Origin of the sequence: Cloacibacillus evryensis DSM 19522 (assembly GCF_000585335.1) — a bacterium.
Taxonomy (GTDB): Bacteria; Synergistota; Synergistia; order Synergistales; family Synergistaceae; genus Cloacibacillus; species Cloacibacillus evryensis.
In genome coordinates this window covers 468,248-493,675 of sequence record NZ_KK073872.1, presented here as the reverse complement: position 1 = coordinate 493,675, position 25,428 = coordinate 468,248, and the positions used below count along the sequence as shown (strand labels likewise).

The 25,428-nt window shown below is 59.4% G+C and carries 20 protein-coding genes and 4 riboswitches; of the genes, 11 read left to right on the top strand and 9 right to left on the bottom strand.

The window, feature by feature from the left end; all coding sequences use genetic code 11:
- Positions 1 to 6: 6 nt before the first annotated feature.
- The 4 genes from CLOEV_RS02055 to CLOEV_RS17035 all read left to right on the top strand — a co-directional run bounded on the left by CLOEV_RS02055 (position 7) and on the right by CLOEV_RS17035 (position 3,373).
- Positions 7 to 1,107, top strand: coding sequence for an NAD(P)/FAD-dependent oxidoreductase (locus tag CLOEV_RS02055; RefSeq protein ID WP_008709110.1), 1,101 nt, complete (start codon positions 7 to 9; stop codon positions 1,105 to 1,107).
- A gap of 3 nt (positions 1,108 to 1,110) precedes the next feature.
- The gene (locus tag CLOEV_RS17445) at positions 1,111 to 1,896 is read left to right on the top strand and encodes a (2Fe-2S)-binding protein (protein ID WP_008709109.1); all 786 of its coding nucleotides are present in this window, start codon (positions 1,111 to 1,113) and stop codon (positions 1,894 to 1,896) included.
- A 12-nt stretch (positions 1,897 to 1,908) separates the two neighbouring features.
- Positions 1,909 to 3,063 (top strand): NAD(P)/FAD-dependent oxidoreductase, encoded by a 1,155-nt coding sequence (locus tag CLOEV_RS02045; protein WP_034441620.1) that lies wholly within the window; start codon positions 1,909 to 1,911, stop codon positions 3,061 to 3,063.
- A 166-nt stretch (positions 3,064 to 3,229) separates the two neighbouring features.
- Positions 3,230 to 3,373 carry a hypothetical protein gene (locus CLOEV_RS17035; protein WP_008709107.1) on the top strand — a complete coding sequence of 48 codons (144 nt, stop codon included), beginning with the start codon at positions 3,230 to 3,232 and terminating at the stop codon, positions 3,371 to 3,373.
- A gap of 419 nt (positions 3,374 to 3,792) precedes the next feature.
- Here the strand turns inward: CLOEV_RS17035 and CLOEV_RS02040 are convergent, their stop codons facing one another.
- The 4 genes from CLOEV_RS02040 to glmS form a co-directional block, all read right to left on the bottom strand.
- Positions 3,793 to 5,079, bottom strand: a complete 1,287-nt coding sequence (locus tag CLOEV_RS02040; protein ID WP_034441618.1) for an adenylosuccinate synthase — start codon at positions 5,077 to 5,079, stop codon at positions 3,793 to 3,795.
- A gap of 64 nt (positions 5,080 to 5,143) precedes the next feature.
- Complete coding sequence (locus CLOEV_RS02035) at positions 5,144 to 5,434, bottom strand: GIY-YIG nuclease family protein (RefSeq protein WP_034441616.1); 291 nt, start codon at positions 5,432 to 5,434, stop codon at positions 5,144 to 5,146.
- Positions 5,431 to 5,757: a hypothetical protein gene (locus CLOEV_RS02030; RefSeq protein ID WP_034441608.1), complete on the bottom strand. Its 327-nt coding sequence runs from the start codon at positions 5,755 to 5,757 to the stop codon at positions 5,431 to 5,433. The genes CLOEV_RS02035 and CLOEV_RS02030 overlap by 4 nt, the downstream gene beginning before the upstream one ends.
- Before the next feature lie 69 nt (positions 5,758 to 5,826).
- On the bottom strand, positions 5,827 to 7,653 hold the full coding sequence (gene glmS, locus CLOEV_RS02025; RefSeq protein WP_008709100.1) for a glutamine--fructose-6-phosphate transaminase (isomerizing): 1,827 nt from the start codon (positions 7,651 to 7,653) through the stop codon (positions 5,827 to 5,829).
- A 289-nt stretch (positions 7,654 to 7,942) separates the two neighbouring features.
- Positions 7,943 to 8,103: riboswitch (cobalamin riboswitch) on the top strand.
- Positions 8,104 to 8,239: 136 nt separating this feature from the next.
- Here glmS and CLOEV_RS02020 point away from each other — a divergent pair.
- Genes CLOEV_RS02020 through meaB form a run of 3 tightly spaced genes read left to right on the top strand, consistent with a single transcriptional unit; the run spans position 8,240 to position 13,795 of the window.
- Entirely contained in the window at positions 8,240 to 10,456 is a 2,217-nt protein-coding gene (locus CLOEV_RS02020; RefSeq protein WP_051484823.1) for a methylmalonyl-CoA mutase family protein, read from the top strand.
- Positions 10,457 to 12,652, top strand: a complete 2,196-nt coding sequence (scpA, locus tag CLOEV_RS02015; protein WP_008709097.1) for a methylmalonyl-CoA mutase — start codon at positions 10,457 to 10,459, stop codon at positions 12,650 to 12,652. It abuts the gene before it with no gap.
- Positions 12,653 to 12,655: 3 nt separating this feature from the next.
- Positions 12,656 to 13,795, top strand: coding sequence for a methylmalonyl Co-A mutase-associated GTPase MeaB (gene meaB, locus CLOEV_RS02010; protein WP_008709095.1), 1,140 nt, complete (start codon positions 12,656 to 12,658; stop codon positions 13,793 to 13,795).
- A 497-nt stretch (positions 13,796 to 14,292) separates the two neighbouring features.
- On the opposite strand, the gene CLOEV_RS02005 is transcribed toward meaB, so the two are convergent.
- From CLOEV_RS02005 to CLOEV_RS01990, 5 genes are all read right to left on the bottom strand, one after another.
- Positions 14,293 to 14,784 (bottom strand): sigma-70 family RNA polymerase sigma factor, encoded by a 492-nt coding sequence (locus tag CLOEV_RS02005; protein WP_034441604.1) that lies wholly within the window; start codon positions 14,782 to 14,784, stop codon positions 14,293 to 14,295.
- Positions 14,781 to 15,125 carry a YcbK family protein gene (locus CLOEV_RS02000; protein WP_034441602.1) on the bottom strand — a complete coding sequence of 115 codons (345 nt, stop codon included), beginning with the start codon at positions 15,123 to 15,125 and terminating at the stop codon, positions 14,781 to 14,783. The genes CLOEV_RS02005 and CLOEV_RS02000 overlap by 4 nt, the downstream gene beginning before the upstream one ends.
- Positions 15,126 to 15,249: 124 nt before the next feature.
- Positions 15,250 to 15,405, bottom strand: a complete 156-nt coding sequence (locus CLOEV_RS16340) for a YvrJ family protein (protein WP_008709082.1) — start codon at positions 15,403 to 15,405, stop codon at positions 15,250 to 15,252.
- Between the two features lie 240 nt (positions 15,406 to 15,645).
- Positions 15,646 to 15,864 (bottom strand): DUF2922 domain-containing protein, encoded by a 219-nt coding sequence (locus tag CLOEV_RS01995; RefSeq protein ID WP_008709081.1) that lies wholly within the window; start codon positions 15,862 to 15,864, stop codon positions 15,646 to 15,648.
- 43 nt (positions 15,865 to 15,907) lie between these two features.
- A complete protein-coding gene (locus tag CLOEV_RS01990; RefSeq protein WP_034441600.1) occupies positions 15,908 to 16,126 on the bottom strand; it encodes a DUF1659 domain-containing protein in 219 nt (72 codons plus the stop codon).
- A 129-nt stretch (positions 16,127 to 16,255) separates the two neighbouring features.
- A riboswitch (cobalamin riboswitch) is annotated at positions 16,256 to 16,458 on the top strand.
- Between the two features lie 184 nt (positions 16,459 to 16,642).
- Here CLOEV_RS01990 and CLOEV_RS01985 point away from each other — a divergent pair.
- The 4 genes from CLOEV_RS01985 (at position 16,643) to CLOEV_RS01970 (ending at position 24,726) form a co-directional block, all read left to right on the top strand.
- Entirely contained in the window at positions 16,643 to 17,926 is a 1,284-nt protein-coding gene (locus CLOEV_RS01985) for a Synerg-CTERM sorting domain-containing protein (RefSeq protein WP_034441598.1), read from the top strand.
- Positions 17,927 to 18,007: 81 nt separating this feature from the next.
- Positions 18,008 to 19,984, top strand: coding sequence for a TonB-dependent receptor plug domain-containing protein (locus CLOEV_RS01980; protein WP_034441597.1), 1,977 nt, complete (start codon positions 18,008 to 18,010; stop codon positions 19,982 to 19,984).
- A gap of 27 nt (positions 19,985 to 20,011) precedes the next feature.
- Positions 20,012 to 20,174, top strand: a riboswitch (cobalamin riboswitch).
- A 202-nt stretch (positions 20,175 to 20,376) separates the two neighbouring features.
- Complete coding sequence (locus tag CLOEV_RS01975; RefSeq protein WP_156938454.1) at positions 20,377 to 22,404, top strand: GLUG motif-containing protein; 2,028 nt, start codon at positions 20,377 to 20,379, stop codon at positions 22,402 to 22,404.
- Positions 22,405 to 22,422: 18 nt separating this feature from the next.
- Entirely contained in the window at positions 22,423 to 24,726 is a 2,304-nt protein-coding gene (locus CLOEV_RS01970; RefSeq protein ID WP_034441593.1) for an Ig-like domain-containing protein, read from the top strand.
- A gap of 339 nt (positions 24,727 to 25,065) precedes the next feature.
- Positions 25,066 to 25,294: riboswitch (cobalamin riboswitch) on the top strand.
- The last annotated feature ends 134 nt before the right edge of the window (positions 25,295 to 25,428 follow it).

Below are 25,428 nucleotides of genomic sequence, written 5' to 3'. Positions count from 1 at the left end.
GATGAGATGAAGAACGCATATGAGACAGACCTCCTCGTGATCGGCGGCGGAGCGGCGGGCCTCTGCGCTGCGGCGGAAGCCGCGGCGGCGGGAGCTAAAGTCACGGTGATAGAGAGCGACCTCCATCCCGGCGGCCAGCTTGTAAAGCAGACGCACAAGTTCTTCGGTTCCAAAGACGAATACGCCGGCACGCGCGGCTACAAGATAGCCGACATCCTTCTCGGTGAGATCGAGGCGCTCGGCGACAAAGTGAATATCAGCTGCAACTCAACAGTCACCGGCTACTACCCCGAGGACGGACTTTTCACCGTCATGGAGGGCGAGGATGACTATTACCGCGTCAAGGCCAAAAAGACGGTGATAGCGACCGGCGCCCAGGAAAGAATGATCCCCTTCACCAACAACGACCTTCCCGGAGTCTACGGCGCGGGAGCCGTCCAGACCCTTATGAACGTCTACGGCGTCGTACCGGGCAAAAAAGTCGTCATGGTGGGGGCGGGCAACATCGGCCTTATCGTCAGCTACCAGCTCAGGCAGGCCGGAGTCGACGTCGTGGCTGTGGTGGAAGCCATGCCGCAGATCGGCGGTTACTGGGTCCACGCGGCAAAGATAAGACGCCTCGGCATCCCCATCCTCCTCAGACACACCGTCACCAAAGCGGTCGGCGACAAAGTTCTCGAGGGCGCGGTGATCCAGGAGCTTGACGACAAATTCCAGCTCATCGGCGAACCGAAGAAAATCGACTGCGACATCATCTGCATGGCAGTCGGCCTCACGCCTACGACGGAACTCTTCTGGCAGGCGGGCTGCAAAATGCAGTTCGTCCCCCAGCTCTGCGGCTACGTGCCCTTCAGAGATAAAACCATGCGTACCAGCAACCCCGACATCTGGGTCGCGGGAGACGCCTCCGGCATAGAAGAGGCCTCCGCCGCCATGGTCGAAGGAAGAATAGCGGGCCACTCGGCGGCGAAAGCCCTCGGGCTCCCCGTGGACGATAAGAGATTCGGCGAATACTGGGAAAGGCTCCACCACCTCCGCGCCGGAGAAGTGGGGCAGAAAATAACGGCGGGCGTCAACCAGGTACTCGTCGACAAATGGGAGGCGTAAACAATGGCTGATAAAGAAAAACTCTTCAACAGCGGAGTCCTCACCGACCACCGCGAAGGAGCCCTGCTCCCCCCTAAAGATAAATGGGAGGGGAAAAAAGGCGGTTTCGTCGTGATAGAATGCCCGAAACGCATTCCCTGCAATCCCTGCGCGACAAGCTGCCCGACCGGCGCGGTGCTTCCCTTTGAAGACATCAACGACACCCCGAAGATCAACTATGACAAATGCACCGGCTGCGGCATCTGCGTGTCGCGCTGCCCCGGACTTGCCTGCTTCGTGATAGACCTCACCTACGCGCCCGGCAAAGCCGTGATAAAACTCCCCTACGAACTCCTTCCCATTCCCGAAAAGGGCCAGCGGGTCGCCTGCCTTGACAGGACCGGCGAAGCGGTGGCCGAGGGAGAGGTGCTCGCGGTGACGGAGCCGTCGAAAGACAAGACATATGTCGTCTCGGTAGTGATCCCCGCAGAACTTGCGGACGACATCCGCGCGATCAAGGTCCCCGAAACGCCGGAATGCCACGTCATCTGCCGCTGCGAAGAGGTCGAGATAGAGACCATCCGCGAGTGGATCGCGCGCGGCTATGATACCTTCGACGAACTCAAGCGCGAACTGCGCGTCGGCATGGGCCCCTGCCAGGGACGCGGCTGCCGCGACATCATAATGAGGGAGATCGCGAAAGCGACCGGCAAGACCTTCGAGGAGATCGGCCCCGGCACCATGAGGCCGCCCGTGAAACCTATCAAGCTCAGTCTTCTCGCCAAAGACTTTGAAGACAATCCCAAATAGGAGGTGCGGAGTATGAGTGATTTTCCGAAAACAGCCGATGTCGTAGTCATCGGAGGCGGAGTCGTTGGAACTGCCACCGCCTATTATCTAGCTAAATCCGGACGGAAGAACGTCCACCTTGTAGAAAAGAACACCATCTGCTCCGGCTCGACCGGTCGCTGCGGCGCCGGCATCCGCGCCCAGTGGGGGCTGGAGCTGAACTGCCTGATGGCGCTGCGCTGCCTCGAGACATTTGAACAGCTTGACGAAGAGCTCGGCCTGCCCACGGGGCTGAACCAGGGCGGATATCTGCTGGTCGCCTATCAGGAACACGAGTGGGAGCAATTCAAAAAGAATGTCGTGCTCCAGCACAAGCTCGGCATCAACTCCGAAATATTTGAGGACAAGAAACGCGCGCAGGAAATCTGCCCCGGCGTCGCGGTCGACGACGCGCTCGGCTTCACCTTCTACCAGCGCGACGGCCACGCCGACCCCTTCCTTACAACTTTCGCCTTCCAGGAAGCGGCCAAACGCTGCGGCGCGAAGTTCCATAAGTTCACCGAAGTCACCGGCATCGACATGAAAGACGGCAAAATCACCGGCGTCAAGACGAACCGCGGCACGATCGAGACCGAATGCGTCGTCAACTGCGCCGGATCATGGGCCGCCGAGATCGGCAACATGGTCGGACTCAATATCCCGGTGCGCCCCGAGCGCCACGAGATCATCATCACCGAGCCGGTGGACCCGGGCGTCTGCCCGCCGATGCTCATGAGCTTCAGCGGCAACTACTATATCCAGCAGCGTCCGCACGGATCGATCATCGCCGGAGAAAGCCCCGTCCATGACCAGCCCGGCATCGACTACACCTCTACCGTGACGTCGCCCGCCTCGATCGCGAAGACCATTCTCAAGCTCCTGCCGCGCGCGAAGAACATCCGCGTGGTCCGTCAGTGGGCCGGACGCTATGAGATGACCCCCGACGCGGCGCCGGTCCTCGGCAAGACCGAGATCCCCGGCTTCTGGCTCGCGACCGGCTTCTCAGGCCACGGCTTCATGCTCGGCCCGGTAGCAGGACAGATCATGACCGCGCTGCTCAACGGCGAGAAACCGCCCTTCGACCCGACGATCATGGACTACAAGCGCTTCGAACGCGGCGAAATGATCGTCGAACCGAACGTCGTTTAACAACAGCCTCTATCTCCCCGTTCCCAGTTCCCATATACGAAACGGCCGCCTGAGCGGCCGTTTTTTTGTTATAAACCACTACGCCGCCTTCGGTATTTTTATGATATATTCTTCTGCCGTAAGAGCTACATTTTGATCGGTAAAGATACAAAGGAGAGGTGCGGGAATGTGGTACATTAACATGGCGCTTTGGCTGGGAACGATATTCGGCTTTTTCGGCTGGGCGCTCTTCAGGATACATAAGGCGGAGAAACGCAAGAAGGCCGGAGCGGCAAAAAAGATCGCGGCGGAACCGGCCGCGCATAAATAGGACTGTATCTGATTAATTCACTTTGTTACATAAAACCTGACATATCGTCCGCTGATTACGGCCAGAGAGCCGAAATCTTTGATTTCGTGCGAATCGGCCGGCTTGTCCATCAGATGTGCCAGCCGCTAAACAGGCAGTCCCCGAGCGGGGCGGACGGCCAGAGAGCCAAATCAGTGACTCTCTGATTTGTGCGAATCGGCTGGTAGTCCCATCAGGCGTATTTGCATACGTTGGAGCCACGGTCGGGGGCTGCCTGTGACGCGTAGCTGAAATAGGGAATCTGTGATTCCCGTCATTGAAGCTAGTAGTCACATCAGATGGTGCATATAATCAGCGGCTCCCTAAAAGACGGCGCGGACTATCCCTTATGAATAGCCGCGCCGTCTTATGTCCTGGTATCAGCCTGTTTGAGCGGAGCTCTATATCCCGCGCTCGATCGTGTCCTCGCGTCCGGCTCCTACGCCGATGAGGAGTATCGGAGCTTTCACGCGCTCCTCAATGAAGCGCACATAATCCTGCGCCTCCTTCGGCAGCTCCTCAAAACGGCGGCACCGCGAGATGTCGCTCTTCCAGCCCGGCAGCGTCTCGTATATGGGTTTCGCCTTTGCAAGCTCGGCGCAGCTGCTCGGGAAATGCTTCCGCGCCTCGCCCTCTATTTCGTAGGCCGTGCATATCTTTATCTCGTCAAAGCCGTCAAGGACGTCGAGCTTGGTGAGGGCGATACCGTCAAGGCCGTTGACCTTCACCGCGTAATCCACGGCGACGAGGTCGCACCAACCGCAGCGGCGCGGACGTCCCGTGGTCGCCCCGAACTCTCCGCCCTTTGAGCGGAGCAGCTCTCCGGTCTCTCCAAGCTCCTCCGTCGGAAAGGGGCCCTCGCCTACACGGGTGCAGTAGGCTTTGGCGACGCCGATCGCGCGGTCGATGCGCGACGGCCCGATCCCCGCTCCCGTACAGGCTCCGCCCGCGCAGGGGCTCGAACTTGTGACAAAGGGATATGTCCCGTAGTCCACGTCAAGCAGCGTAGCCTGCGCTCCCTCAAAAAGGACGTTCTCGCCCGCGCGGACGGCGTCGTATATTTCAAGGAAGGATTCCCCGAGCATCGGCGAGAGCCGTTCGCCCCACTTGAGGGCTCTGTCATATATCTCTTCAAAGTCGAGCGGCTCGGCTCCGTATATCTTAGTCAGGATGTCGTTCTTTATCTTGAGCGTGCGCTCCAGCTTGTCTTTAAGTATCTCCGGGTTGACAAGATCTTCGGCGCGGATGCCGATGCGTTCGTACTTATCGGCGTAGCATGGACCGATGCCGCGTCCCGTGGTGCCGATCTTCGTCCCTTCGCACCGCGCTCCCTCGGCCAGCCTGTCGATCATCTTGTGGTACGGCATGACGATGTGCGTGCCGTGGCTCACGACAAGGCGCGCAAGCCTCTTGCCGCGCGACGCGAGATCGTCGAGCTCTTCAAAGAGCGTCTCGGGGTCCAGCACCACGCCGTTTCCTATCACACAGGTCTTGCCGGGATAGAGGATGCCGGAGGGCAGCAGATGGAAGACATATTTCTCATTACCCACGATAACGGTATGTCCCGCGTTGGCTCCGCCCTGATAGCGGACGACGACGCCGGCCCGCGCGGCCAGCACGTCGACGACGCGCCCCTTGCCCTCGTCTCCCCACTGTACTCCCAGAACGATATCTGTGCGACCTTTCATTGAAAACACCTCTTTAACAGATTGCCAAAAGTTTTATTCCTTGACATTTCTTTCCGAAACTTTGCTATTGTATCCCCTGTAGTTGAGATTCGCAAGTAGTTTTGTCGGAAATTTTACGTATCTTTAAGAGCAGCTTGGCGCGCCGCGGCATCTTTTTTATAAAGGCCTCGCGCGACATCGCCTCCTCTTTCGTCTCATAACTCTCATAATAAAACAGCTCCACAGGAAGGCGGGGCCGCGTGTAGCGGGCCCCTCTGCCGGCGTTGTGGGCCCGCAGCCGCCTTTCCAGGTCGTTCGTCCAGCCGGTGTAGAGGGTGCCGTCGGCGCAGCGCAGGATGTAGGTGTAGGCGCTCATATCGAGAAGGTGCCGGGGGCGTCTCTTTCAAACTTATACTTCTCCGGCCCGTGATGGAAGAGGTCGAAGAGGAAATCCCACAAGCCCTCATCGTCAAACTCCCAGAAGAAATCCCAACTGCCGGAGAAAAGCCAGTAGGCGAGGCCGGTGAAGGCGGAAAAATGCGCGATGAACTCGGCGCTGCTTCCCGCGGAAATATACTCCCGCGCCTGCTCAAGCAGAGGGACCTCCCTCCCGCCGGACAAGGCCCCCACGATAAAGGGGATGCCGGCAAAAAGCACCGCGGCAAGGATCATGAGGATCACTATTTTTTTATTTATCATTGATTATCAGCCTGCCTAAAAAATAACAGGCGGAAGAGCTCCGCCTGCCTTCCTTCAAACTTCTTAAAATTACTCGACTGTGACGCTCTTGGCGAGGTTTCGCGGCATATCGATGTCGCAGCCGCGCTGCCGCGCGATATAGTAGGCGAAGAGCTGGAGCGGGATTATCGCGACAAAGGGGAAGAGCTCCGGCTCCGTCTCCGGCGTAAAGATGACGTGCTTCGTATAGTGGCCGATCTCGCCGTCGCCCTCCGTGGCGATCGCGATGATCGGGGATTTGCGCGCCATCGACTCCTCGATATTGGAGATAGTCTTCTCCCACAAATCGTTCTTCGGAACGAGCGCGACGACCGGCAGTTCCTTGTCCAGGAGCGCGATCGGTCCGTGCTTCATCTCGCCGGCGGGATACGCCTCCGCGTGGAGGTACGATATCTCCTTCAGCTTGAGCGCCCCCTCAAGTGCTGGCGGGTAGGCAAGGCCGCGGCCGATGAAGAAGAAACCGCGCGCGTCGGCGAAATCACGCGCCAGCGCCTCGATATCCTTCTCGTGCGAAAGCACGGTGGCGAGCTTGCCGGGGATATCCATCAGCGCCGAGGTGAGGCGTTTCTCCGTTTCGGGCTTCAAATCGCCGCGGAGCTTCGCGAGATAGAGGCCAAGCAGCGTCAGCACCGTCATCTGCGCCATAAAGGTCTTAGTCGCCGCGACGCCGATCTCCGGGCCGGCGGGAGTGACGAGCGCCTCCCCCACCTCGCGGTGTATCGTCGAGCCGCGCACATTGGTGATCACAAGGCACTTCGCGCCGTGCTCCTTCGCGAGGCGCGCCGCGTGCAGCGTGTCCGCCGTCTCTCCCGACTGGGAGACGAATACGGCGAGCGTCTCGTCGTCTATCGGGATATTCCGGTAGCGGTACTCGGAGGCTACCTCGGTGCGTATCTCAAACCGGCCGAGAGTCTCCATGATACGCGCCGCGACGACCGTCGCGTAGTGCGAGGTGCCGCAGGCGATAAAGTGTATCTTCTTCCATTTCGCGGCCTCTTCCGCCGTCCAGCCAAGCTCCTTGCTGAGGTCGACGCTCTCTCCCGCCACGCGCCCCAGGAGCGTGTGCGCCACCACTTCGGGCTGCTCGTGTATCTCCTTGAGCATGAAGTGCGGATAAGCGCCGCGGTTGGTCATCGCCGCGTCCCAGTCCAGGTGCATCGACGCCTTATCGTGCTCGGCGCCGCTAAAGTCAAAAAACTTGCAGCCCTCTTTCGTTATCTGCGCCATCTCGTCGTCGTCCATGAACCAGACGTCGCGCGTATATTCCAGCAGCGCGGTCGGATCGGAGGCGCAGAACCCCTCATTCTCCGCGCGGCCGACGACGAGAGGGGAGCCTTTGCGGGCCACCCATATCTCGTTCGGCTTGTCATAAAACATGATGACGAGCGCGAAAGCGCCGCGGATACGCTTCGTCAGCTTCACGATCGCCGCCTTCGGGTCTCCGTCGTAGACGTAGCCGAGATACTGCACCGCCGACTCGGTGTCCGTCTCGGTGTGGAACTTTATCCCGTGCGCCTCAAGGTCGGCGCGTATCTCGCGCGCGTTCTCGATGATGCCGTTATGTACGAGCACAACACGATGGTCGCTCGAAACGTGGGGATGGGCGTTGTTCTCCGTCACGCCGCCATGCGTCGCCCAGCGCGTATGGCCGATGCCGAAATCGCCGGTGAAATGCTCCTTAGCGACCCTCTCGGCAAGCTGCGAGACCCTGCCGATGGTGCGGAGCTCCGATATTTTATTATCCTTGATAACGGCTATGCCCGCCGAGTCATAACCGCGGTATTCATGCTTTGCGAGACCCTCGAGTATTACCTTCGTGGTATCCCTGTCCCCTATATAGCCCATGATTCCGCACATTTATCTATCATCCTTTCACCAACTGTTAAGCACTATCTATTCTACAATATTCTCACAGTAAATATAAAAAAAATGGCGGACAAAAATAAATTATAACTAAGCAATCCCCGCGAGTATAAACGCCGATTTTTCAAAGAACTTCAGCTTTCTTGATGAGGCGGCCGGAGAGCCGGATCAAAACTTTCTCGGTCCGCGCAAACCGCCCCGCAATTGACGCGGAAATATTCACAAACGTCAGACAAAAGAAAAAGATTGACGAAACAGACCCTTTAAGCGTATCATAAACGCAGAATGTAGTATTGATGCAGATGCTCGGGAATCAGGTGTAAATCCTGAACGGCCCCGCCACTGTAACCGTGACGAAACCGCGATGCCACTGAGGCGACTCAGGAAGGCGCGGAAAGTAGGATGAACGGAAGCCAGGAGACCGGTCTGCATAGAGGTTGCGGCAATCCCTGCGCGGGCGGGGGTCGTCGAGTGCGTTTAGAAACACCTTTATCTACTCGCCGACAACTTTTGCAAGACCGCCCGCAGGCGGTCTTTTTTGTTTGCCCGCTTAAACTTTATCTGGAAGGGAAGCTGTAATATGAACGAAACAGAGGTGAAAATGAGCGAATTTCCGCCTGTCTCCTTTGAAGAGTTTGCCGTTCCCACACGCGAACAGTGGTACGACGAAGCGGTGGCGGCCCTCAAGGGAGCTCCGTTCGACAAACGGATGTTCACGCCGACCTACGAAGGCATCACCCTTGAACCGGTCTATACGCTTGCCGACAACGAAGAGCTGCTCAACATCGGCGGCATGCCCGGAGAACCTCCGTTCCTGCGCGGAACAAAGAGCTCCGGCTACATCGCCGAGCCGTGGAAGATCGCCCAGAGTTCCTCGGACGTGCTGCCTGAAGAGGCGAACGAGGCCGTGAAAAACGAGCTCCGCAAAGGCGCCACCATCCTGAACTTCGAGCTCGACGACTGCACGAAGCTTGGGCGCGATCCCGACCCGGCGCTCTTTAAAGACGACTACCGGGGACTTTCGCTGACGACGCTCCGCGACGCGGACGAGATGCTCAAAGATCTTGATTTTACGAAGGTGCCGCTCCACATCTACGCGGGAGCCTCCGCCGTTCCCGTGTTGGCCCTCGTCGCGGCTCAGGCCAGGGCCGCCGGCGTCAAAGAGAGCCTCAAAGAGGCCAAAGGCTGCGTCGGAGCCGACCCCCTGGGAGAGCTTGCCGAGCGCGGAAACCTCCCGCTGCCGATCGACGAATTCTATGATGAGATGGCTCTCGCCATAAAATGGGCGGAGGAAAACGCCCCCAAGCTCAAGACGATATTGGTGCGCGGCGACGTCTACCACAACGGCGGCGCGAGCGCCACCCAGGAGACCGCCTACGCTATGAGCGCGGCGATCGCCTACATCAGGGCGATGCGCCACCGCGGCCTTGAGCCGGAGACGGTCATGCCGCACATAAAATTCAGCTTTTCCATCGGCACCAACTTCTTCATGGAGATCGCCCGCATCAGGGCGGCGCGCACCGTCTGGGCGCAGATCGCCGAAGCCTTCGGCGTCGATGCCGACGGACGGGGCAAAATAGACATCTTCGCGCGCACCTCGCACTTCACCTCCACCGTCTACGACCCCTATGTCAATATACTGAGGGCGACGACCCAGGCATTCTCGGGCGCGGTCGGCGGTGTCGACTCGATGCAGGTCAGCTGCTTCGACGACGCCATCCGTCCAAGCGGCGAGATCGCGAAACGCATCGCGCGCAACATTCAGATAATGCTCCAGACCGAGTTCGACATGCTCCAGCCCGTCGACCCGGCGGGCGGCTCGTGGTATGTCGAGCGCCTCACGACACAGTGCGCCGCGGCCGTCTGGGCGCTCCTTCAGGACGTCGACGGCGAGGGCGGGATGTACTCCGCGCTGAAAAAGGGCGCCGTCCAGGGCGAAATAGAAAAAGTATTCAAGAACCGCCTCAAGAACCTCGCCTTCCGCAGGGACAGGGCGGTCGGCACCAACATGTACCCGAACACGCTTGAAAAACCGCTCAAAAACATGTTCCCCGGCGGGGAAAAGCTCTACCGTGCGAGAAAAGCCTCCGTGGACAAGTTCCTCGAACTCACGGACAGGCAGCACGCCGCCGAATGCCTCGATAAGATCATGGAGAACGTCCACGAGGGCGACGCGAAATTCGTCGACGCCGTCATCGAGGCCTTCCTCGCGGGCGCGACCGTCGGCGAAGTGAGAAATGCGCTCAACGACGGCTTTGAAGGTGAAGAAAGCGTGAAGGCCGTCGGCACCCACCGCTGGACCGAACAGATAGAGGCGCTGAGGAAAACGACCGAAGAGTTCGCCGAACGTACCGGCAAAAACATCCGCGTATTCCTCGCCAACATGGGGCCGATCCCGCAGCACAAGGCGCGGGCCGACTTCAGCGCCGGCTTCATGGAAGTCGCGCACTTTGAAGTGCTGAGAAACAACGGCTTCCCCACGCCGGAAGAGGCAGTCCGGGCCGCCGTCGAGTCTGGCGCGGAAGTCGCCGTCATCTGTTCCGCCGACGACACCTACCCGGAACTCGTGCCGCCCGTGGCGCGCGGCATCAAAGCCGCCGCGCCGGAGATGCGCGTGCTGCTCGCGGGAGCGCCTGCCGCGGAATACAAAGATACATACGTCGAAGCCGGCGTGGACGACTTCATCCACGTCAAGGCGAACTGCTATGAAATACTCAAGACGATACAGGAAAAAGCGATAAACGCCTCCGGCTGCCGGACGGCGGAGAAAAATCCTCGCAAAGGGGAGGGACTCTAAATGTCATCTTCAAACCCCGATTTCACAAAGATCCCTCTGAACATGGAACCCAAAAGGGCCGTGAGCTATGAGGAATGGAAGAAAAAGATCGAAAAAGAGACCGGCAAACCGTTTGAAAGCCTGATGCACCGCACGATGGAGCAGATCGAAGTCGCCCCGCTATACACCAAGGCCGACTACGAGGGCATGAGCCATCTGAACTACGCCGCGGGGCTGCCGCCCTTCCTGCGCGGGCCGTACCCCACCATGTACGTCACGCGCCCCTGGACCGTGCGCCAGTACGCGGGCTTCTCCACCGCCGAAGAAAGCAACGCCTTCTACCGCCGCAACCTCGCGGCGGGGCAGAAGGGGCTCTCGATCGCCTTCGACCTCGCGACGCACCGCGGTTACGACTCAGACCACCCGCGCGTCGTCGGAGACGTCGGCAAAGCGGGCGTCGCCGTCGACTCCATCCTCGACATGGAAATACTCTTCTCCGGCATCCCGCTGGGGCAGATGTCCGTCTCCATGACGATGAACGGCGCGGTCCTTCCCGTCCTCGCCTTCTACATCGTCGCGGCCGAGGAACAGGGCGTCGACAAATCCGTGCTCTCCGGCACCATCCAGAACGACATCTTAAAAGAATTCATGGTCCGCAACACCTACATCTACCCGCCGGCGCCGTCGATGAGGATCATCGGCGACATCTTCGCCTACACATCGCACAACATGCCGAAATTCAACAGCATCAGCATCTCCGGCTACCACATGCAGGAGGCGGGAGCGACGGCCGACATCGAACTCGGCTACACGCTGGCCGACGGCCTCGAATACATCCGCACCGGACAGGCGGCGGGACTGGGCGTAGACGACTTTGCGCCGCGCCTCTCCTTCTTCTGGGCGATCGGCAAAAACTACTTCATGGAAGTGGCGAAAATGCGCGCCGGCCGTATGCTCTGGGCCAAGATCGTCAAACAGTTCGGCCCCAAAAAGGCCAAATCGATGGCGCTGCGCACCCACTCGCAGACCTCCGGCTGGAGCCTCACGGCCCAGGACCCCTTCAACAACGTCGCGCGCACCTGCGTCGAGGCGATGGCCGCGGCCCTCGGACACACCCAGTCGCTCCACACCAACGCCCTTGACGAGGCCATCGCGCTGCCGACCGACTTCTCGGCCCGCATCGCGCGCAACACCCAGCTCTACATCCAGGACGAGACCAGCGTCTGCAAAGTCATCGACCCGTGGGGCGGCTCCTACTACGTGGAGGCGCTCACCGACGAACTCATCCGCCGCGCCTGGGCCCATATACAAGAGGTCGAATCCCTCGGCGGTATGTCGAAGGCCATCGAGACCGGGCTGCCGAAAATGCGCATAGAAGAGGCGGCCGCGCGCCGTCAGGCCCGCATCGACTCCGGCAGCGAAAAGATCATCGGCGTCAACGCCCTGCAGCTTGAACAGGAAGACCCGATCGACATCCTCGAAGTCGACAACAGCGCCGTCCGCGACGCGCAGATAGCCCGTCTGGCGAAGCTGCGCGCCAACAGAAACCAGGAAGACGTGAAAAAATGGCTCACGGCGATCACCAACTCCGTAGAGACCGGCGAGGGCAACCTGCTCGAGCTCGCCGTCGAAGCGGCGCGCGCCAGAGCGAGCCTCGGTGAGATCTCCGACGCCGTCGAAAAAGCGGCGGGAAGACACAAAGCGGTCATCCGCTCGATCTCCGGCATCTACAGCAGCGAATTCGCCGAAGAAGAGATCATCGAAGAAGTCCGTAAAATGACCGACGAATTTGAAGAACGCGAAGGCCGCCGTCCGCGCATCATGGTCGCGAAAATGGGACAGGACGGGCATGACCGCGGCGCGAAGGTGGTCGCCACCGCCTACGCCGACATGGGCTTCGACGTGGACATCGGACCGCTCTTCCAGACGCCGGAAGAGACCGCGCAGGACGCGATCGACAACGACGTCCACATCGTAGGCATGAGCTCGCTGGCGGCGGGACACAAGACATTGCTGCCGCAGCTCGTTGAGGAACTTGAAAAACGCGGGCGCGGAGACATCATGGTCGTGGCGGGCGGCGTCATCCCCGCGCAGGACTACCAGTTCCTGCGCGACCACGGAGCGGCCGCCATCTTCGGCCCCGGAACGGTGATACCGGCGGCGGCCAAAGAGATGCTGGTCATACTCAACAAGCGTCTCGCGGCAGCTCACGTCTAGGCTATGCGAAAAAACTTTCGGCCTGACTGGCAGCCGGAAAACGCGGGCGCGGAATTTGCCTGCTCCGTAATGCCGGGCGTGCCGCTCGCGAGCGACTGCAACGCGGAGGCGCGGGCCGCGCCTCCGGCAAAGGCGAAAGCCGTACTGACGGCGGACGACTATGCGCGGGGCATACTGGCGGGCGACCGCGTCATGCTCTCGCGGGCCATCACCGTCATCGAGAGCAACGCGCCGAAGCATTTTGAACTCGGTCAGGAGATAATACAGAAGATACTGCCGCACAGCGGCAAAGCGATGCGGATAGGGATAACGGGCGTGCCGGGCGCGGGAAAGAGCACTTTCATCGAGGCATTCGGCACCTACCTCTGCGGCGAGGGCTGCAAAGTCGCCGTTCTCGCCGTGGACCCCTCCAGCTCGCTCTCAAAGGGCAGTATCCTCGGAGACAAAACGCGCATGGAAAACCTCGCGCGTGAGAAAAACGCCTTTATTCGCCCCTCCCCCTCCGGCGGATCGCTGGGCGGCGTCACCAGAAAAAGCCGCGAAACGATGTTGCTCTGCGAAGCTGCCGGATACGACGCGGTCCTCGTCGAGACCGTCGGCGTGGGGCAAAGTGAGACAATGGTACGCTCGATGGTCGACTACTTCCTCGTCGTCGTAATAACCGGCGCGGGAGACGACCTGCAGGGCATAAAAAAGGGAATAATAGAGCTCGCCGACAGCATCCTCGTCAACAAGGCGGACGGCGACAACAAAATGAAAGCTATGATGGCGCGGGCGGACTACGACCAGATACTGCACTACCTGCGTCCCGCCACCGAAGGCTGGAAGACGAGGGCCTATACCTGCTCTTCGATAACGGGAGAGGGTATACCCGAAATGTGGAGCGTCATAAAAGATTTCCGGGAAAACGTAACGGCTTCGGGAATCTTTTCAAAACGGCGTAAAGAACAGACCATCGAATGGGTCCGCGCGATGACCGCGGAATACCTGCAAAACAGGATCTCGCAGAACGCGGAACTCACGAAATGCAGGGAAGACATCGAAAGGAAGGTGATAGCCGGAGCAATTACCCCGACAGTAGCTGCCAAGGCGGTGATCGGCTCCATGGAGAGACTGCTTTTTACGGCAACGGACGAAACATAAGACACACAAAAAAACCACACACACAAAAGCACACCCCGCCGTGCCGGCACGGAGCCGCACACTCCGCCCGGCGCGGCGACCACCCAACCAGGCTATCTTGATGGGATATGCGCAGTATCTCATCTTTTCGGATAGAGTCATCTCTCCAACAGCGGTCTCCGGCCTCGTCAGCCGGAGGCCGTCTTATAAAAGAGAAACGAACGGCGCGTTTCCCGGCAAACGGCGGGCAAACGCGCGTCAGCAAACGGCAATCTCATAGTTTCCCGCCGCCCCCGCGGCGGGGAATCTTCTCCTCCGCAAATCAGAGGCCGGATTTCCCCGGCCTCTGATCACCTATTACCCGAAAGAAACGTCACATTCATGCAAACGCCGCGCCGATTTACCGCTCCGCCCTTCCGTCGCTCCAGCCTCCGAGCCGGAATGACAAAACAGCAAACCTGAAGCCGCCAGGCTCCGGGGCGAGCCCGGAGCGACTGGGACGGGGCGTGTTTTTTTTCCTACATTGACGCTATGATGCCTTTAAGTTTATCCTTTATCTTTCGCAGCCGCGCCGCGACGGCCTGCTGGCTGACGCCGAGGTTTTCCGCGATCTCCCGCTGCTTGAAGCCCTCCAGCAGCGCCTGGGTGAGGTCCAGCTCCTCCGGCGTCAGGACGCGGAAGAGTATTGCGCGCAGTTCGGCCTCGCGGTATCCTTCCTCTTCCGCGCCCACCGTCTCCTCGATCTCTTCCAGCAGCACCTCGTCCCCCTGCGCGCGCCCTCTGCGCATACGCGCCGCGGCGTCGCGGACGAGGCCGGGCAGGTTGTTTTTGAGAAAATGGGCGAGCCATTTCATGTCGGGGCATTTGGGGATGAGGATGAGCAGCGCGAGGTATCCCTCCTGCACGAGGTCTTCATAGTCGGCGCCGCGCCCCTCGTAACGGCGGGCCGTGGCCCTGACCAGCGGCGTGTAGCTGTCCACTATCTCCCGCACCTGCGCCTCGCCGTTCATTGAAGGACCTCCAGGTGGACGAAGGAGCGCTCCGGGTAGGCGAGAGCTTTGGCAAAGCCGGCCTCTTTCGCCATTTCGCAGAAGGTACGCTGTGCGGCCGGAGCGACGGCGACGTCGGCGGCGAGGCCCCGGCGGTGCAGGCTGTTCGCAACACCGCCTACGGCGGCGTTGTGCGGCGCGCAGCGGTAACCGCTGGTGACAACGAGCGGGCCGCCCTGCCTCTCGCGCAGCCTCTGCAGCAGGGAGACGAGTTTGCGGTGGACAATGACGGCGTGACAGCAGGGACATTGGAATTCCCTAAGGTTGAAGTTCGGGGAGATCTGGAAGTCGTTGAGGCGCATGGGTGAAGATACCCTCCTTTGTCTGTATTCGGTATGTGTTTTGTTTTATGGGGGATGATTTTTTTCAGGGAAGACCGCCGCCGCGAAGAGCGGCGGTCTGTATTTATTTTCGTGCGGCGGTGGTTCAGTTCTCCGGGCGCGCGGCCTTTTCCATTACGGAGCCAAGGTTTATCACCGCTTTGGTCAGCTCTTCAAGACGTTTGTCCATCCTGATGAGCAGGAATGAGGCCACCGCGATGGAGAATCCGTTCTGGATCATGCTGCCCGTCAGTTCGTCCATTTTTTACCGCCTCCTCTCTTTTGCGCGGTCAAGCGCGCGGGCGATGAGACGCCCGGCGATCTCAAGTATTATGCGCCATTTTGTTTTACGGGGGTTTGTTTTTATTCACCTGCTTTACTGTATGATATCAAATATTATGTATTTACGCAACCACTAATACATACTTTGAGTTGGCATTTTGCTTTGGGTTTAAGGAGGGGAGAAAGGCGCGCTCCCCTCCCGTTTTCTTTACGCTCCGGCCTATGCGAGAGCGATCTCCGTCGAGGTGCGCTCGATGAGCTCCGCCGCCTCGCAGGATACGAGGGTCACGGCGAAGGGCTGCTGCTCAAGGATGAGCTCTGCCGCCGCCTGGACCTTCGCCGCGCCCTCGGTCCCGGAGAGCTCGGGGGCCGCGTAGTCCATGCTGACGAAAAAGTTCTTGCCGGCCTCGGTGATGAATTTCATACGGATCGTTTTCATTGTCTTGTTTCACCTCCTTCCGTCGTCCTGTCTGTTCTCTTCGTTACTCGACCTCGAGGAGCCCGGTGTCGTATTTCTTCACCGAGGCTACGGGGTGCTCGAGCAGGCCGCCGAGCGCGCCCACGAGCGCGTTAAGCGTCTCCGCTCCGGCCGCCGCGCCGATCTTCGAGACGGAGACCGTCTTGGTAACGCTCTTGCCGTCGACGGTGCCGAGGGAGAGCGTAAGGCGCAGAGCTGATGTCAGGTGTTTGATGCTTGCCATTTGATTTCCTCCTTTCGTGTTTGATAACTATAATAGTGTGTCGCGGGGCGGAGTTTTACAAACAGGTTCTTTGATTGATTATTTGGGCAATTTATAATGTATGTTCATAATTGACAATGAGGCAAAGCCGTGATAGTTTACGTATAAGGTTTTGGATCTTGTTTTGACCATAATAAAATATTTTCTTCGGAGTATGGGAATCCGGTCAAATGCCGGAACGGCCCCTGCCACCGTAATCGGGACGAAGCTGCATTATGCCACTGTCAAAAGATGGGAAGGCGCAGCCCAGGATGATCGAGAGTCGGGAAACCTGCCGCGGAGATAGAATGGCTTTAAATGCGCAGCGGGCGCATGGCAGCGGCTGACCGACGTATATATCACACGCGGGAGACGGTGTCATCGCTCTCCCGCGTGTGTTCGTGTATATAGGCGGAGTTTGGCGTTCCATAGTTTGTTTAAGTTCTGTTTGCGGCAGAATCTTAATAAAAAATCGATCATCAGGAGGAGAATTTGAAAATGCGCAAAAAAACATTATCGTTACTTCTTATCATCGCGCTGGCGTTATTCACTGTCCTTCCGGCGTCAGCCGACGTGCTCTTCACGAGGCAGACGAACTATTCGAACACCGCGCTCGGCGTCATCAACGGAAGCGGCGCTCCCGTATCGCCGCTCATCGGCAACATGGGCGGGGACTCCGGGCAGGGCATCTTCGGCTTCACGAACGCCGAAGGCGGTTACCGTGTGGCGATCTCGCTCTATGGATCAGGCGCGGCTGTAGATACGATCAACGTCTACTCGCCGGGCGCGGAGGAGGACTGGAGCAAGGCGGACGTCTGGGCCAAACCGGCGGCGGAGATCACGACCTCACTCTTCAACACGCGCGCCATGAAGGCGATGAACGGCTATCTCTACGGCATCTCATACGCGAATGCGGTCGTGAGCAAGATATCGACGTCGAGCGACGATTATAAGGAGCTGGCGACGCTCGAATTCGAACCGCAGGAGGGCTACAGCGGGCACGGAGAGGGGTTGGTAACGTACAACGGCTCCGTCTACGCGATCTTCTCGGCTTCAAAGGGCACTTACGGCAACTACAGCTACCTTCCCAACACGCTGGTCAAGCTTGACGCGGACCTCAACGAAACGGCGACATTGCCGCTCGCCGGCCTCAACTTTGACGGCGGCGGGCAGGGGGCCTACGCGCTCTCCGGCTCGACGCTTTACGTGACCTCGGTCGGCGGCAGCCAGCCCTACGGCACGCTCAACGAGGCCAGCTCCATCGAGGCGGCTGACCTTGACGCGATGACGACTAAGACGCTCGTCACCGCCGCCGACGTATATAAGAAAGACAACACCTTCAACCACTTCTTCAAGGCGGTCGTCGTCGCCGGCGATAAGATCTACATCAAGGCGGTCGAATGGAAGGCCGACTTCTCCGGCTACAGCATGAGAGTCTACGAGACCACGGCGGAGAAGCTCGCCGCCGGCGATATAGGGACGATGATCAAGGACTTCACCGGCACCGGCTGGGCCGCGGGCATGAGCTACGATTCAAAGACCGGTTACCTCTGGGTTGCCGCCGGAACGTCCCTCAACCGCTATGACGGCGCGGCGTGGACGACCTATGACAAGGACGCGCTGCAGGGCGACCTCGCGCAGTTCGCTGTCGCCAACGTCCCGTCAGCACCGACGCCGGATTCCGGCTCGAGCGGCGGCTGCAACGCCGGCATTCCGACCGCTCTGATGGCGATCGCCCTCATCCCGCTTCTCATCCGCGGGAAAAGGAGCGCAAAGCAATAAATAACGGACGGATACGCAAAGCGGCAGGGCCGGCACACACTCCGGCTCTGCCTTTGCAAATATAAGCGAGGGGCTGCCAAAGTGAGAAAAAGTTTTATTGCCATTGCGTTATTATCGTTACTGTGCCTGACGCCGGGCGGCGCCGGGGCCGCCGAACGGCCGGCGGAACTGCCCGCGGAAAAGATCACCGCCGACGCGGGGGAAGAGGACAAGCTGCTGCTGTCGCCCGGCACCGTCACCGTCATCAAACCGCAGGAGATGAAGGGAGAGCAGAAAAACCTTCCCGAACTCCTTAAACAGGTCCCGGGGCTGCACATCATCGAGACCAAGGGGCGCGGCGCCTACACCACCGCCTCCGTGCGCGGCAGCTCCGCCTCGCAGGTCTCCGTCTATGTAGACGGTGTGCTGATGAACCTCGGCAGCGAACCGGCCGTCGACCTCACGACGATCCCCGTGGAAAACGTCGAGCGCATAGAGGTCTACCGCGGCTATATCCCGGCGCGCTTCGGCGGCGCCTCGATGGGCGGCGTCATCAACATCATCACCAAAAAACCCGAAAAGGCCGGCGGCTCCGTTACCATGGGCGTCGGCTCATTCGGAAGGTTCACCGGCGGCGCGACCTACAACAGCCCCCTGGGCGGCGGCGCCTTCATGGCCTCCGTCAACTTCGACCGCACCGACGGCGATTTTGAATACTTGAACGACAACAACACCCCCTACACTCCCGGCGACGACTACAACGCCAACCGCCAGAACAACGGCTATAAGAACTCCAACGTCCTGCTTAAATGGAATAACGACAACTGGAAGATCGAGGGAGGCTGGAAACGCAACGACCGTGAGCTGCCCTACTCGGCCCCCGGCGCCGACAAAGCGGACAGCGTTGCGGGCGCCACGCAGGTGACGGACCAGTGGAACATGATCGTGAGCCGCCGCCAGAAGCTCGGCGACCTCGACCTCGGCCTGCGCCTTGAATACCTCAACCAGACCAAGGACTACGACGACCCGAGCGACGTCATCGGCGGCTGGGGCGAACAGCATAATAAATATGAGACAAAGCGCTTCGGCACCGCCGTTGACGGCTCTCTGCCGGTCGGCGACCGCCATCTCGTAGAGTTCCTCTGGAATTACTACAACGAAGAACTGCACACCACCGGCGACATCGTGCAGAAATTCAGCGGCCGCGAGAACCATACGCGCAACTCGTGGAACGGCCAGATACAGGACACTATCAGCCTCAACAAGGCGGGAGACTTCTGGCTCACCCCCATCGTCAGGTGGAACTCGGCGGAGGGCGTCACGGAATTTTCCTGGGGCGCGGCGCTCACAAAAAAGTTCGGCAAAGGCTGGACGGCGAAGGTGACGGGCGGCACCTATAACCGCGCGCCGAACCTCTACGAGCTTTACGGCGACGGCGCCTTCATCATCCCCAACACGGGGCTCGAATGGGAGGACGGCACACAGTATGACGCCGGTATCTCCTGGGAGGGAGAACTGTCCAAAGCGCAGGTCAAGGCCGAGCTGACCTACTTCTACCGTAAATCCAACAACCTCATCGACTACCTGATGGTCAACCCGCGCTACGCGCAGTACGTGAACATCGGCGATGCCGAGGTCTCCGGCATCGAACTGGAGGCCACCGTCAAACGCGACAAATGGGACGTTTATCTCTCGGCTACATGGATGGACGCCACGAACAAGACCCCCGGCTATATGTACGATACGCCGCTGCCCAACCGGCCCGAATGGGAGGGGCTGCTGCGCGTGAGCAGGAAAATATTGAAGGACGACCGCGCGACGCTCTTTGCCGAGCTGCACCACATCGGCAAAAACTACTATGACATGCAGGGCGAGGTCGGCTGGGACAACCTCACGACCGTGGGCTTCGGCGTGCGCTATCTGATAAGGGAAAACCTGAAACTCGTGGTGGGCGTAGACGACATCTTCAACGCCGGCCCCGACGTGCTGCTCTTCGCCACCGGCAACGGACCGGAGCGCACGCTCTGGTATCCGATACAAGGCAGGGCATTCTATGCGACCCTGATGTGGACGTTCTAAGGAGCCGCTGAGCACGGCGGGATAATTGAATATCGGCCTTTTCGCGAAGTATGGGAATCCGGTGTGATGCCGGAGCGACCACTGTCACCGTAACCGCGACGAAGCCGCGTAAGCCATTGTCCGAAAGGATGAGAAGGCGCGGCCGAGGATGAACGGGAGCCGGGAAACCTGGCGCGGAGAGGAAACTGCCTAGGCAGCTCAGATGGAGCGCCGGCCCTAACATTTGGACTATTGTCACATGTGTCCGTAGCGGAGAGCTGTCGTCGTTGATGGCTCTCCGCTTTTTTATGAAAATTCTCTGAAAAGGGGTGATCGCCGGGGAAAACAGCGGTTGAGGACATCGGGAGAATGTTTTTTGCTTGAACCTGAACGTAAGAAAGGGGATCATTATTATGTTTGATTTGTTGGCGGCATTCAAAAGAAAGCGCTGCGCCTGCTTTGCGCTGCTTGCGATGCTGACGCTCCTCGTCATGGCGGCCTGCGCCTCGCAGGACGGCTCGTGGGTCGAGAGCGCGGACACCGCGTGGTATGAGAGCGACAAAGAGGCCTCGTCGTATACGATAAGCACACCCGAAGAGCTCGCCGGCCTTGCCGTCATCGTCGGCAGCGGCGACGCGGAGGGGAAAAAGAACGACTTCAAGGGACGGATGATAATCCTCGCGAAGGATATAGATCTTTCCGGCAAAGTCTGGTCGCCGGTGGGAAATTATAACGCCAAGTTCGCCGGCGCTTTTGACGGCAGGGGACATACGATAAGCGGACTCGGCACAATAACGCCGCTTCCCTCCGACAAATACGGCGATTATGGCCTCTTCGGCTGCCTTGGACAATACTCTTCGGTCAAGAATTTCATCCTCAAAGGCGACGTCGTTGCTTCGGGCGACAAATACAACTATATCGGCACCGTGGCGGGACGCCTCTATTATTCCGAACCCGTCGAAAACTGCAGCTTTACAGGCCGCCTCAGAGGCATGACCGGGAAAGTTAACGGCGGTATAATCGGCTACAACGAAGCGGGCACTATCCGCAACTGCTCCGCGAGCGCCGACATTACAGCCGACGCCGCGAACGCAAAAGCGGGCGCTTATATGATAATCGGCGGCATTTTGGGCAAAAATTTTTCCAAATCCACGATTGAGAACTCGGCCTTCACCGGCTCTATCAAATACGATGATAACCTCTCAAGGATGCGTGTCGGCGGTATCATCGGTGAAAACTCTTCGAACAACTGTATCATTCAGAACTGCGTAGTTTCCGCCGACATTGACGTCAGCGGCGGTCTTGGTACTGACAGCTATTCGGACTACAACTGCGCGGGCGGCGTCGCCGGGTATAACGATGGTCCCATCAATAACGTCGCCGTAGCGGGAACCGTTAAGCTCCATGCCGAAGACGGCAAAAACTGGGTAGCGGCCGGCGGAATAGCCGGCGTCACAGGCACAGGCGGAAACACTTACGCGCACAACAGCTCCGTCAGCTGCAAAGTATCGGCCTCCAGCCTGCTACCCGAAAAAGCCTGCGCCGGTGCGCTGGTGGGATATGTTTATCGCTGGACAAACGAGTGGGAAGTAGAGGACAAATGCAAAATAATAAACAACCGTTGGGTTAAGGGCGAAGGCGTTCCTGCGCCGCTTGCGGGAAACTGGAATGAGATCAGCGGAGATATAGGGATAGATAAGGCGATCGTCAGCAACGACGCGGTGGAATCCGAATCAAATCTGCCGGCCTCGGCCGTGCTCACAACGCCGCTGATCAGGCTCGTTGAAAACAAATCATTCACACTTGCGGCGACAGTATATCCCACCGCTGCCTACAACAAAAGCGACGTAATGATCTCATGGAACGTCTCAGACCCATCCGTGGCATCCCTCACGGCCGACGGCGCATCGGCGCTCGTCAGGGGGCTGGCTGCCGGCTTCACCAAGATAAACCTCTCCTGCGGTAATCTGCTTGGCGGCGAAAACACCTACACTCCGGTGACGGGCACGGCGGTCTACCGCGTGAAGATGGAGGGGCTCGAACTCTCGCCGCGGGCGATATCGCTTGACGCGGCGGGAGCGAGCGCCGATATCACGGCGACGATCCTGCCCGACTCCGACACCCCCTCCTACCCGGTCCTTAAGTGGACATACGAGGTGGTATCCGGAGATAACGCCTCTGCGGACGATATTCTCCTATCCTTCGGCGACAGCAGCCTCAAGGCGAAGGTGACGCTGAAAAACCACGTCGAGGGCGCCGTCTACCGCATTACGGCGGGGGGCGTCGACGATTCGTCGCTGACCGACTCGATACTGCTGACCGCCACGGCCGCGCAGCCGTCGGGCGGCGGCTCCTCCGGCGGCTGCAACGCGGGATTCGCGGGATTCGCGGCGCTCGCGCTGTTTTTGCCCTGCGCGCTTCTTTTCCGGAAAAAAGGATAGAGGGGAAGGGATAAAGCCATGAAAAAATCTTACTCAAACAAACTTTACCTGCTGGCGCTCGCACTGCTCCTAGCATTCTCCGCGCTCAGCCCCGCGGCGGCGGCGGAGTTCTGGAAGACGGACACGAGCTGGTACGACGGCCCCGCGGCCGCCAAAGGCACGGTCGACGATCCGTACCGGATCGCGGACGCGGAGGGGCTCGCGGGCTTTGCCGCCCTCGTCAACGCCGGCTCCGACGACTTCAAGGACAAATATGTGACGCTCACGCTCGACGTCGACCTCGCGAAAAAAGAGTGGATACCCATCGGCTGGATGGTCGCCTATGGCAACCTCCGCGGTTTCGCCGGACACTTTGACGGCGGCGGCCATAAAATAACGGGGATGCTCATCTCGACGGGCGAATACATGCCCAAGGGGACCGGAAGCAAGATCGACAAAAACGGCACGATCAGCAACACCACAGGGCTCTTCGGCTACCTCGCGGCGACCGGCACGATACAGAACGTCTATGTTGAGGGCTCCGTCACCAACAAGGTGAGCTCCGGCGCGGCGGGCCTCGTCGGCTGGACGGACGGCTACGTCTACAACTGTATCGTCAGCTGTGACCTCGACGCCTCCGGCCAAGGCAACGCTTACGCCGGCGTCGTCGCCTCGCTGATCGGCGGCGGCAAGGTGCGCAACTGTGTCACCTATGGCAGCATTAAGTCCTCGGTAGGCGCGGCCTACTCCGGCGGCATTGCGGGCTTCGGCTACTGGTACAGGGGCGCGACGGAAAACTGCGTCGCGATGTGCTCTTCGATCGTGAGCATGGCAGACGCCGGCGGGATCTGGGGCGGCTTCAACTCGACGACGAAATACTGCGTCTCCACCTCGGACTACGTCATGGGCGGACAGCCTAACTACACTGGCGGCATCGTCGGCGCCTACGGTTACGGATACACGGAATGTTACTGGCTCTACGCGAAAGAGGGGCAGCCTGAATTTGGCTGGGGCGGCAGTAAGACCGAGGGACGCGTCACCGATCCCGCGCTGCTGCCGATCGCCTCGGTCGTGCTGACGCCCGACAGCTTCAAAACGCTGAAAACAGGCGAGACGCGCGTCATCGAAGCGGCCGCCTACCCCCCGACCGGCGACGCCTCCGCGCTGAAATACAACTGGACCGTCGCCGACGGCCTCACGATCGTATCGGGCGCGGGAACCTCAAAGATAACCGTCAGGGCCGATAAAGAGGGCTTCTACCCCGTCAGCGCCTCCGTCACCGGAATCCTCGGCGTGGACGCGGCCAGCACGGACATCGCCGTGACGCCGGGAGGCCTCCTCAAAGTGACGTCAAAGACGATCACCGTCTCCGAAATAAACATCAGCGGGAACGCCGAGGCGCTGACGGAGGGCGAGAGCCGCCTGTTCACCGCCGCCTGCAAACCCTCCGACGCGGAAAACCAGAGGGTCAAGTGGACGATAAGCGCCGCGAGCGGCGGCGCCCAGGACTCCGACATCGCCCTTGTTGAAAACGCCGACGGCAGCGCGACCGTCACACTGCGCCGGGCCGGAACGACAGCCGCCGGATACACCCTGACGGCGACGGCGGAAGACGGCGGCGCTTCGGCCTCTGTCACAATAACGACCTCTGTCATTGAGGGCGAAGAGATATCGAGCATCCTGCCGGTCGGCGGGGTCGTGACCGCCGAAACGGAGGCGGTCAAGGCGAACGGGATCAACTCGTCGCAGCTCGCCACGCTCGTGAAGACGCTCGGCGCTTCGATGAGCTCGTTCAAAGTCAACGGGAACGGCGTCGTCTATCTCGAGGACTCCGTCGCGCAGAAGGCGATCGTAAACGCGATCTCCGACGACAAGGTCGTCCTTGAAAAGGCTGTTTTGCTTCCGCTCTTCAAAACCCAGGTCTCGGCTGCCGGCGCCACGGCGGTGACGGCCTTCATCATCAGCGGCGATAAGCTCATGGCGGACACGCCGCAGGAGGTCAAGCTCGTAAAGACGCGGCCGGACGGAACGGGAACCTTCCTCACATACGCCGCGGCGGCGGCCGACTATACGGACGGCCACTTCACGATCCAGAACATGGACGACTCCGTCCTGGCGGCTGACGGAGCCATTGAGGCGTCCAAGAGCTACAAGCTCGTGGTATATGTGAAGGACGGCGGCGCTTACGACATCGACCCGACGGAATGCTCCATCGTCGACCCGCTCGCGCTGATAAAGACCTCGCAGAAACAGTCCTCCAGCAGCGGCGGCTGCAACGGCGGTTTCGCCGTGTTAGCACTGCTCGCGGCGCTGCCGCTTCTGAGAAGGCGCGGCAAAAAATAGCCTACCTCACAATTTTCCCGCTGTCCCCGCAGCGGTGAAAATTCTCCTCCGCAAAGAGCGGGCCGGAATTTCCCGGCCCGCTCTTATAGTATCTCATAATAAACATCGCGATTTATCTTGTCATGCCGGGCTTGACCCAGCATCCAGAGGCTTCAGGTTTGCTCCGCCACCGCTTGTAAAGCAAAACCAACGACACCAGACTCCGGCTCGGAGGCCAGAGCAATGAAAGAGCATAGCACAAAATCGCAGTTTATCATTCCAACGCAATTGCATGAACAGGCGTTTATCCTGACAAGAACCTGTTCTTGACAGAAATAATTCACATGTTAGACTGTATAATGAAATTTCAGGATCTGCGGAGTCAGGGAATCCGGTATATGCCGGGGCAGCCCCTGCTGCTGTAATCGGGACGAAACCGCATTATGTCATTGCCGCAAGGTGAGAAGACGCGGAAAACGGCGGAACCATTGACTATGAGTTCAAGCCGTTTATGCGAAAGCGGACATCAACGCCTTCGTAAAGTAGGATGAACGAAAGCCAGAAGACCTACCGGGGATTCGGAGTTAGCGACGCGCAGTGGGCGCAGAACGGCGATCTTCCGCATGTATTTTATATGCGTACAGATGTCGTATATATTTTTAAGGGAGAGAGTCGTTTTGCATCGCCGAACGCTCTCTCCCTCTTTTTGTAAGGTTTTCCGGC

What these genes read in the sequence shown, in the direction of transcription:
- CLOEV_RS02000 (WP_034441602.1), bottom strand. Translation starts at nt 15,125, where the DNA reads ATGCGCCTCAACGACTTCCAGATCTCCCCGAACTTCAACCTTAGGGAA.
- CLOEV_RS02030 (WP_034441608.1), bottom strand. Translation starts at nt 5,757, where the DNA reads ATGATAAATAAAAAAATAGTGATCCTCATGATCCTTGCCGCGGTGCTT.
- CLOEV_RS01975 (WP_156938454.1), top strand. Translation starts at nt 20,377, where the DNA reads ATGTTTGATTTGTTGGCGGCATTCAAAAGAAAGCGCTGCGCCTGCTTT.
- CLOEV_RS01970 (WP_034441593.1), top strand. Translation starts at nt 22,423, where the DNA reads ATGAAAAAATCTTACTCAAACAAACTTTACCTGCTGGCGCTCGCACTG.
- CLOEV_RS01985 (WP_034441598.1), top strand. Translation starts at nt 16,643, where the DNA reads ATGCGCAAAAAAACATTATCGTTACTTCTTATCATCGCGCTGGCGTTA.
- CLOEV_RS16340 (WP_008709082.1), bottom strand. Translation starts at nt 15,405, where the DNA reads ATGGACGAACTGACGGGCAGCATGATCCAGAACGGATTCTCCATCGCG.
- CLOEV_RS01990 (WP_034441600.1), bottom strand. Translation starts at nt 16,126, where the DNA reads ATGGCAAGCATCAAACACCTGACATCAGCTCTGCGCCTTACGCTCTCC.
- CLOEV_RS01995 (WP_008709081.1), bottom strand. Translation starts at nt 15,864, where the DNA reads ATGAAAACGATCCGTATGAAATTCATCACCGAGGCCGGCAAGAACTTT.
- CLOEV_RS17445 (WP_008709109.1), top strand. Translation starts at nt 1,111, where the DNA reads ATGGCTGATAAAGAAAAACTCTTCAACAGCGGAGTCCTCACCGACCAC.
- CLOEV_RS02040 (WP_034441618.1), bottom strand. Translation starts at nt 5,079, where the DNA reads ATGAAAGGTCGCACAGATATCGTTCTGGGAGTACAGTGGGGAGACGAG.
- CLOEV_RS02005 (WP_034441604.1), bottom strand. Translation starts at nt 14,784, where the DNA reads ATGAACGGCGAGGCGCAGGTGCGGGAGATAGTGGACAGCTACACGCCG.
- scpA (WP_008709097.1), top strand. Translation starts at nt 10,457, where the DNA reads ATGTCATCTTCAAACCCCGATTTCACAAAGATCCCTCTGAACATGGAA.
- CLOEV_RS02020 (WP_051484823.1), top strand. Translation starts at nt 8,240, where the DNA reads ATGAACGAAACAGAGGTGAAAATGAGCGAATTTCCGCCTGTCTCCTTT.
- CLOEV_RS17035 (WP_008709107.1), top strand. Translation starts at nt 3,230, where the DNA reads ATGTGGTACATTAACATGGCGCTTTGGCTGGGAACGATATTCGGCTTT.
- CLOEV_RS02045 (WP_034441620.1), top strand. Translation starts at nt 1,909, where the DNA reads ATGAGTGATTTTCCGAAAACAGCCGATGTCGTAGTCATCGGAGGCGGA.
- glmS (WP_008709100.1), bottom strand. Translation starts at nt 7,653, where the DNA reads ATGTGCGGAATCATGGGCTATATAGGGGACAGGGATACCACGAAGGTA.
- CLOEV_RS02055 (WP_008709110.1), top strand. Translation starts at nt 7, where the DNA reads ATGAAGAACGCATATGAGACAGACCTCCTCGTGATCGGCGGCGGAGCG.
- meaB (WP_008709095.1), top strand. Translation starts at nt 12,656, where the DNA reads ATGCGAAAAAACTTTCGGCCTGACTGGCAGCCGGAAAACGCGGGCGCG.
- CLOEV_RS02035 (WP_034441616.1), bottom strand. Translation starts at nt 5,434, where the DNA reads ATGAGCGCCTACACCTACATCCTGCGCTGCGCCGACGGCACCCTCTAC.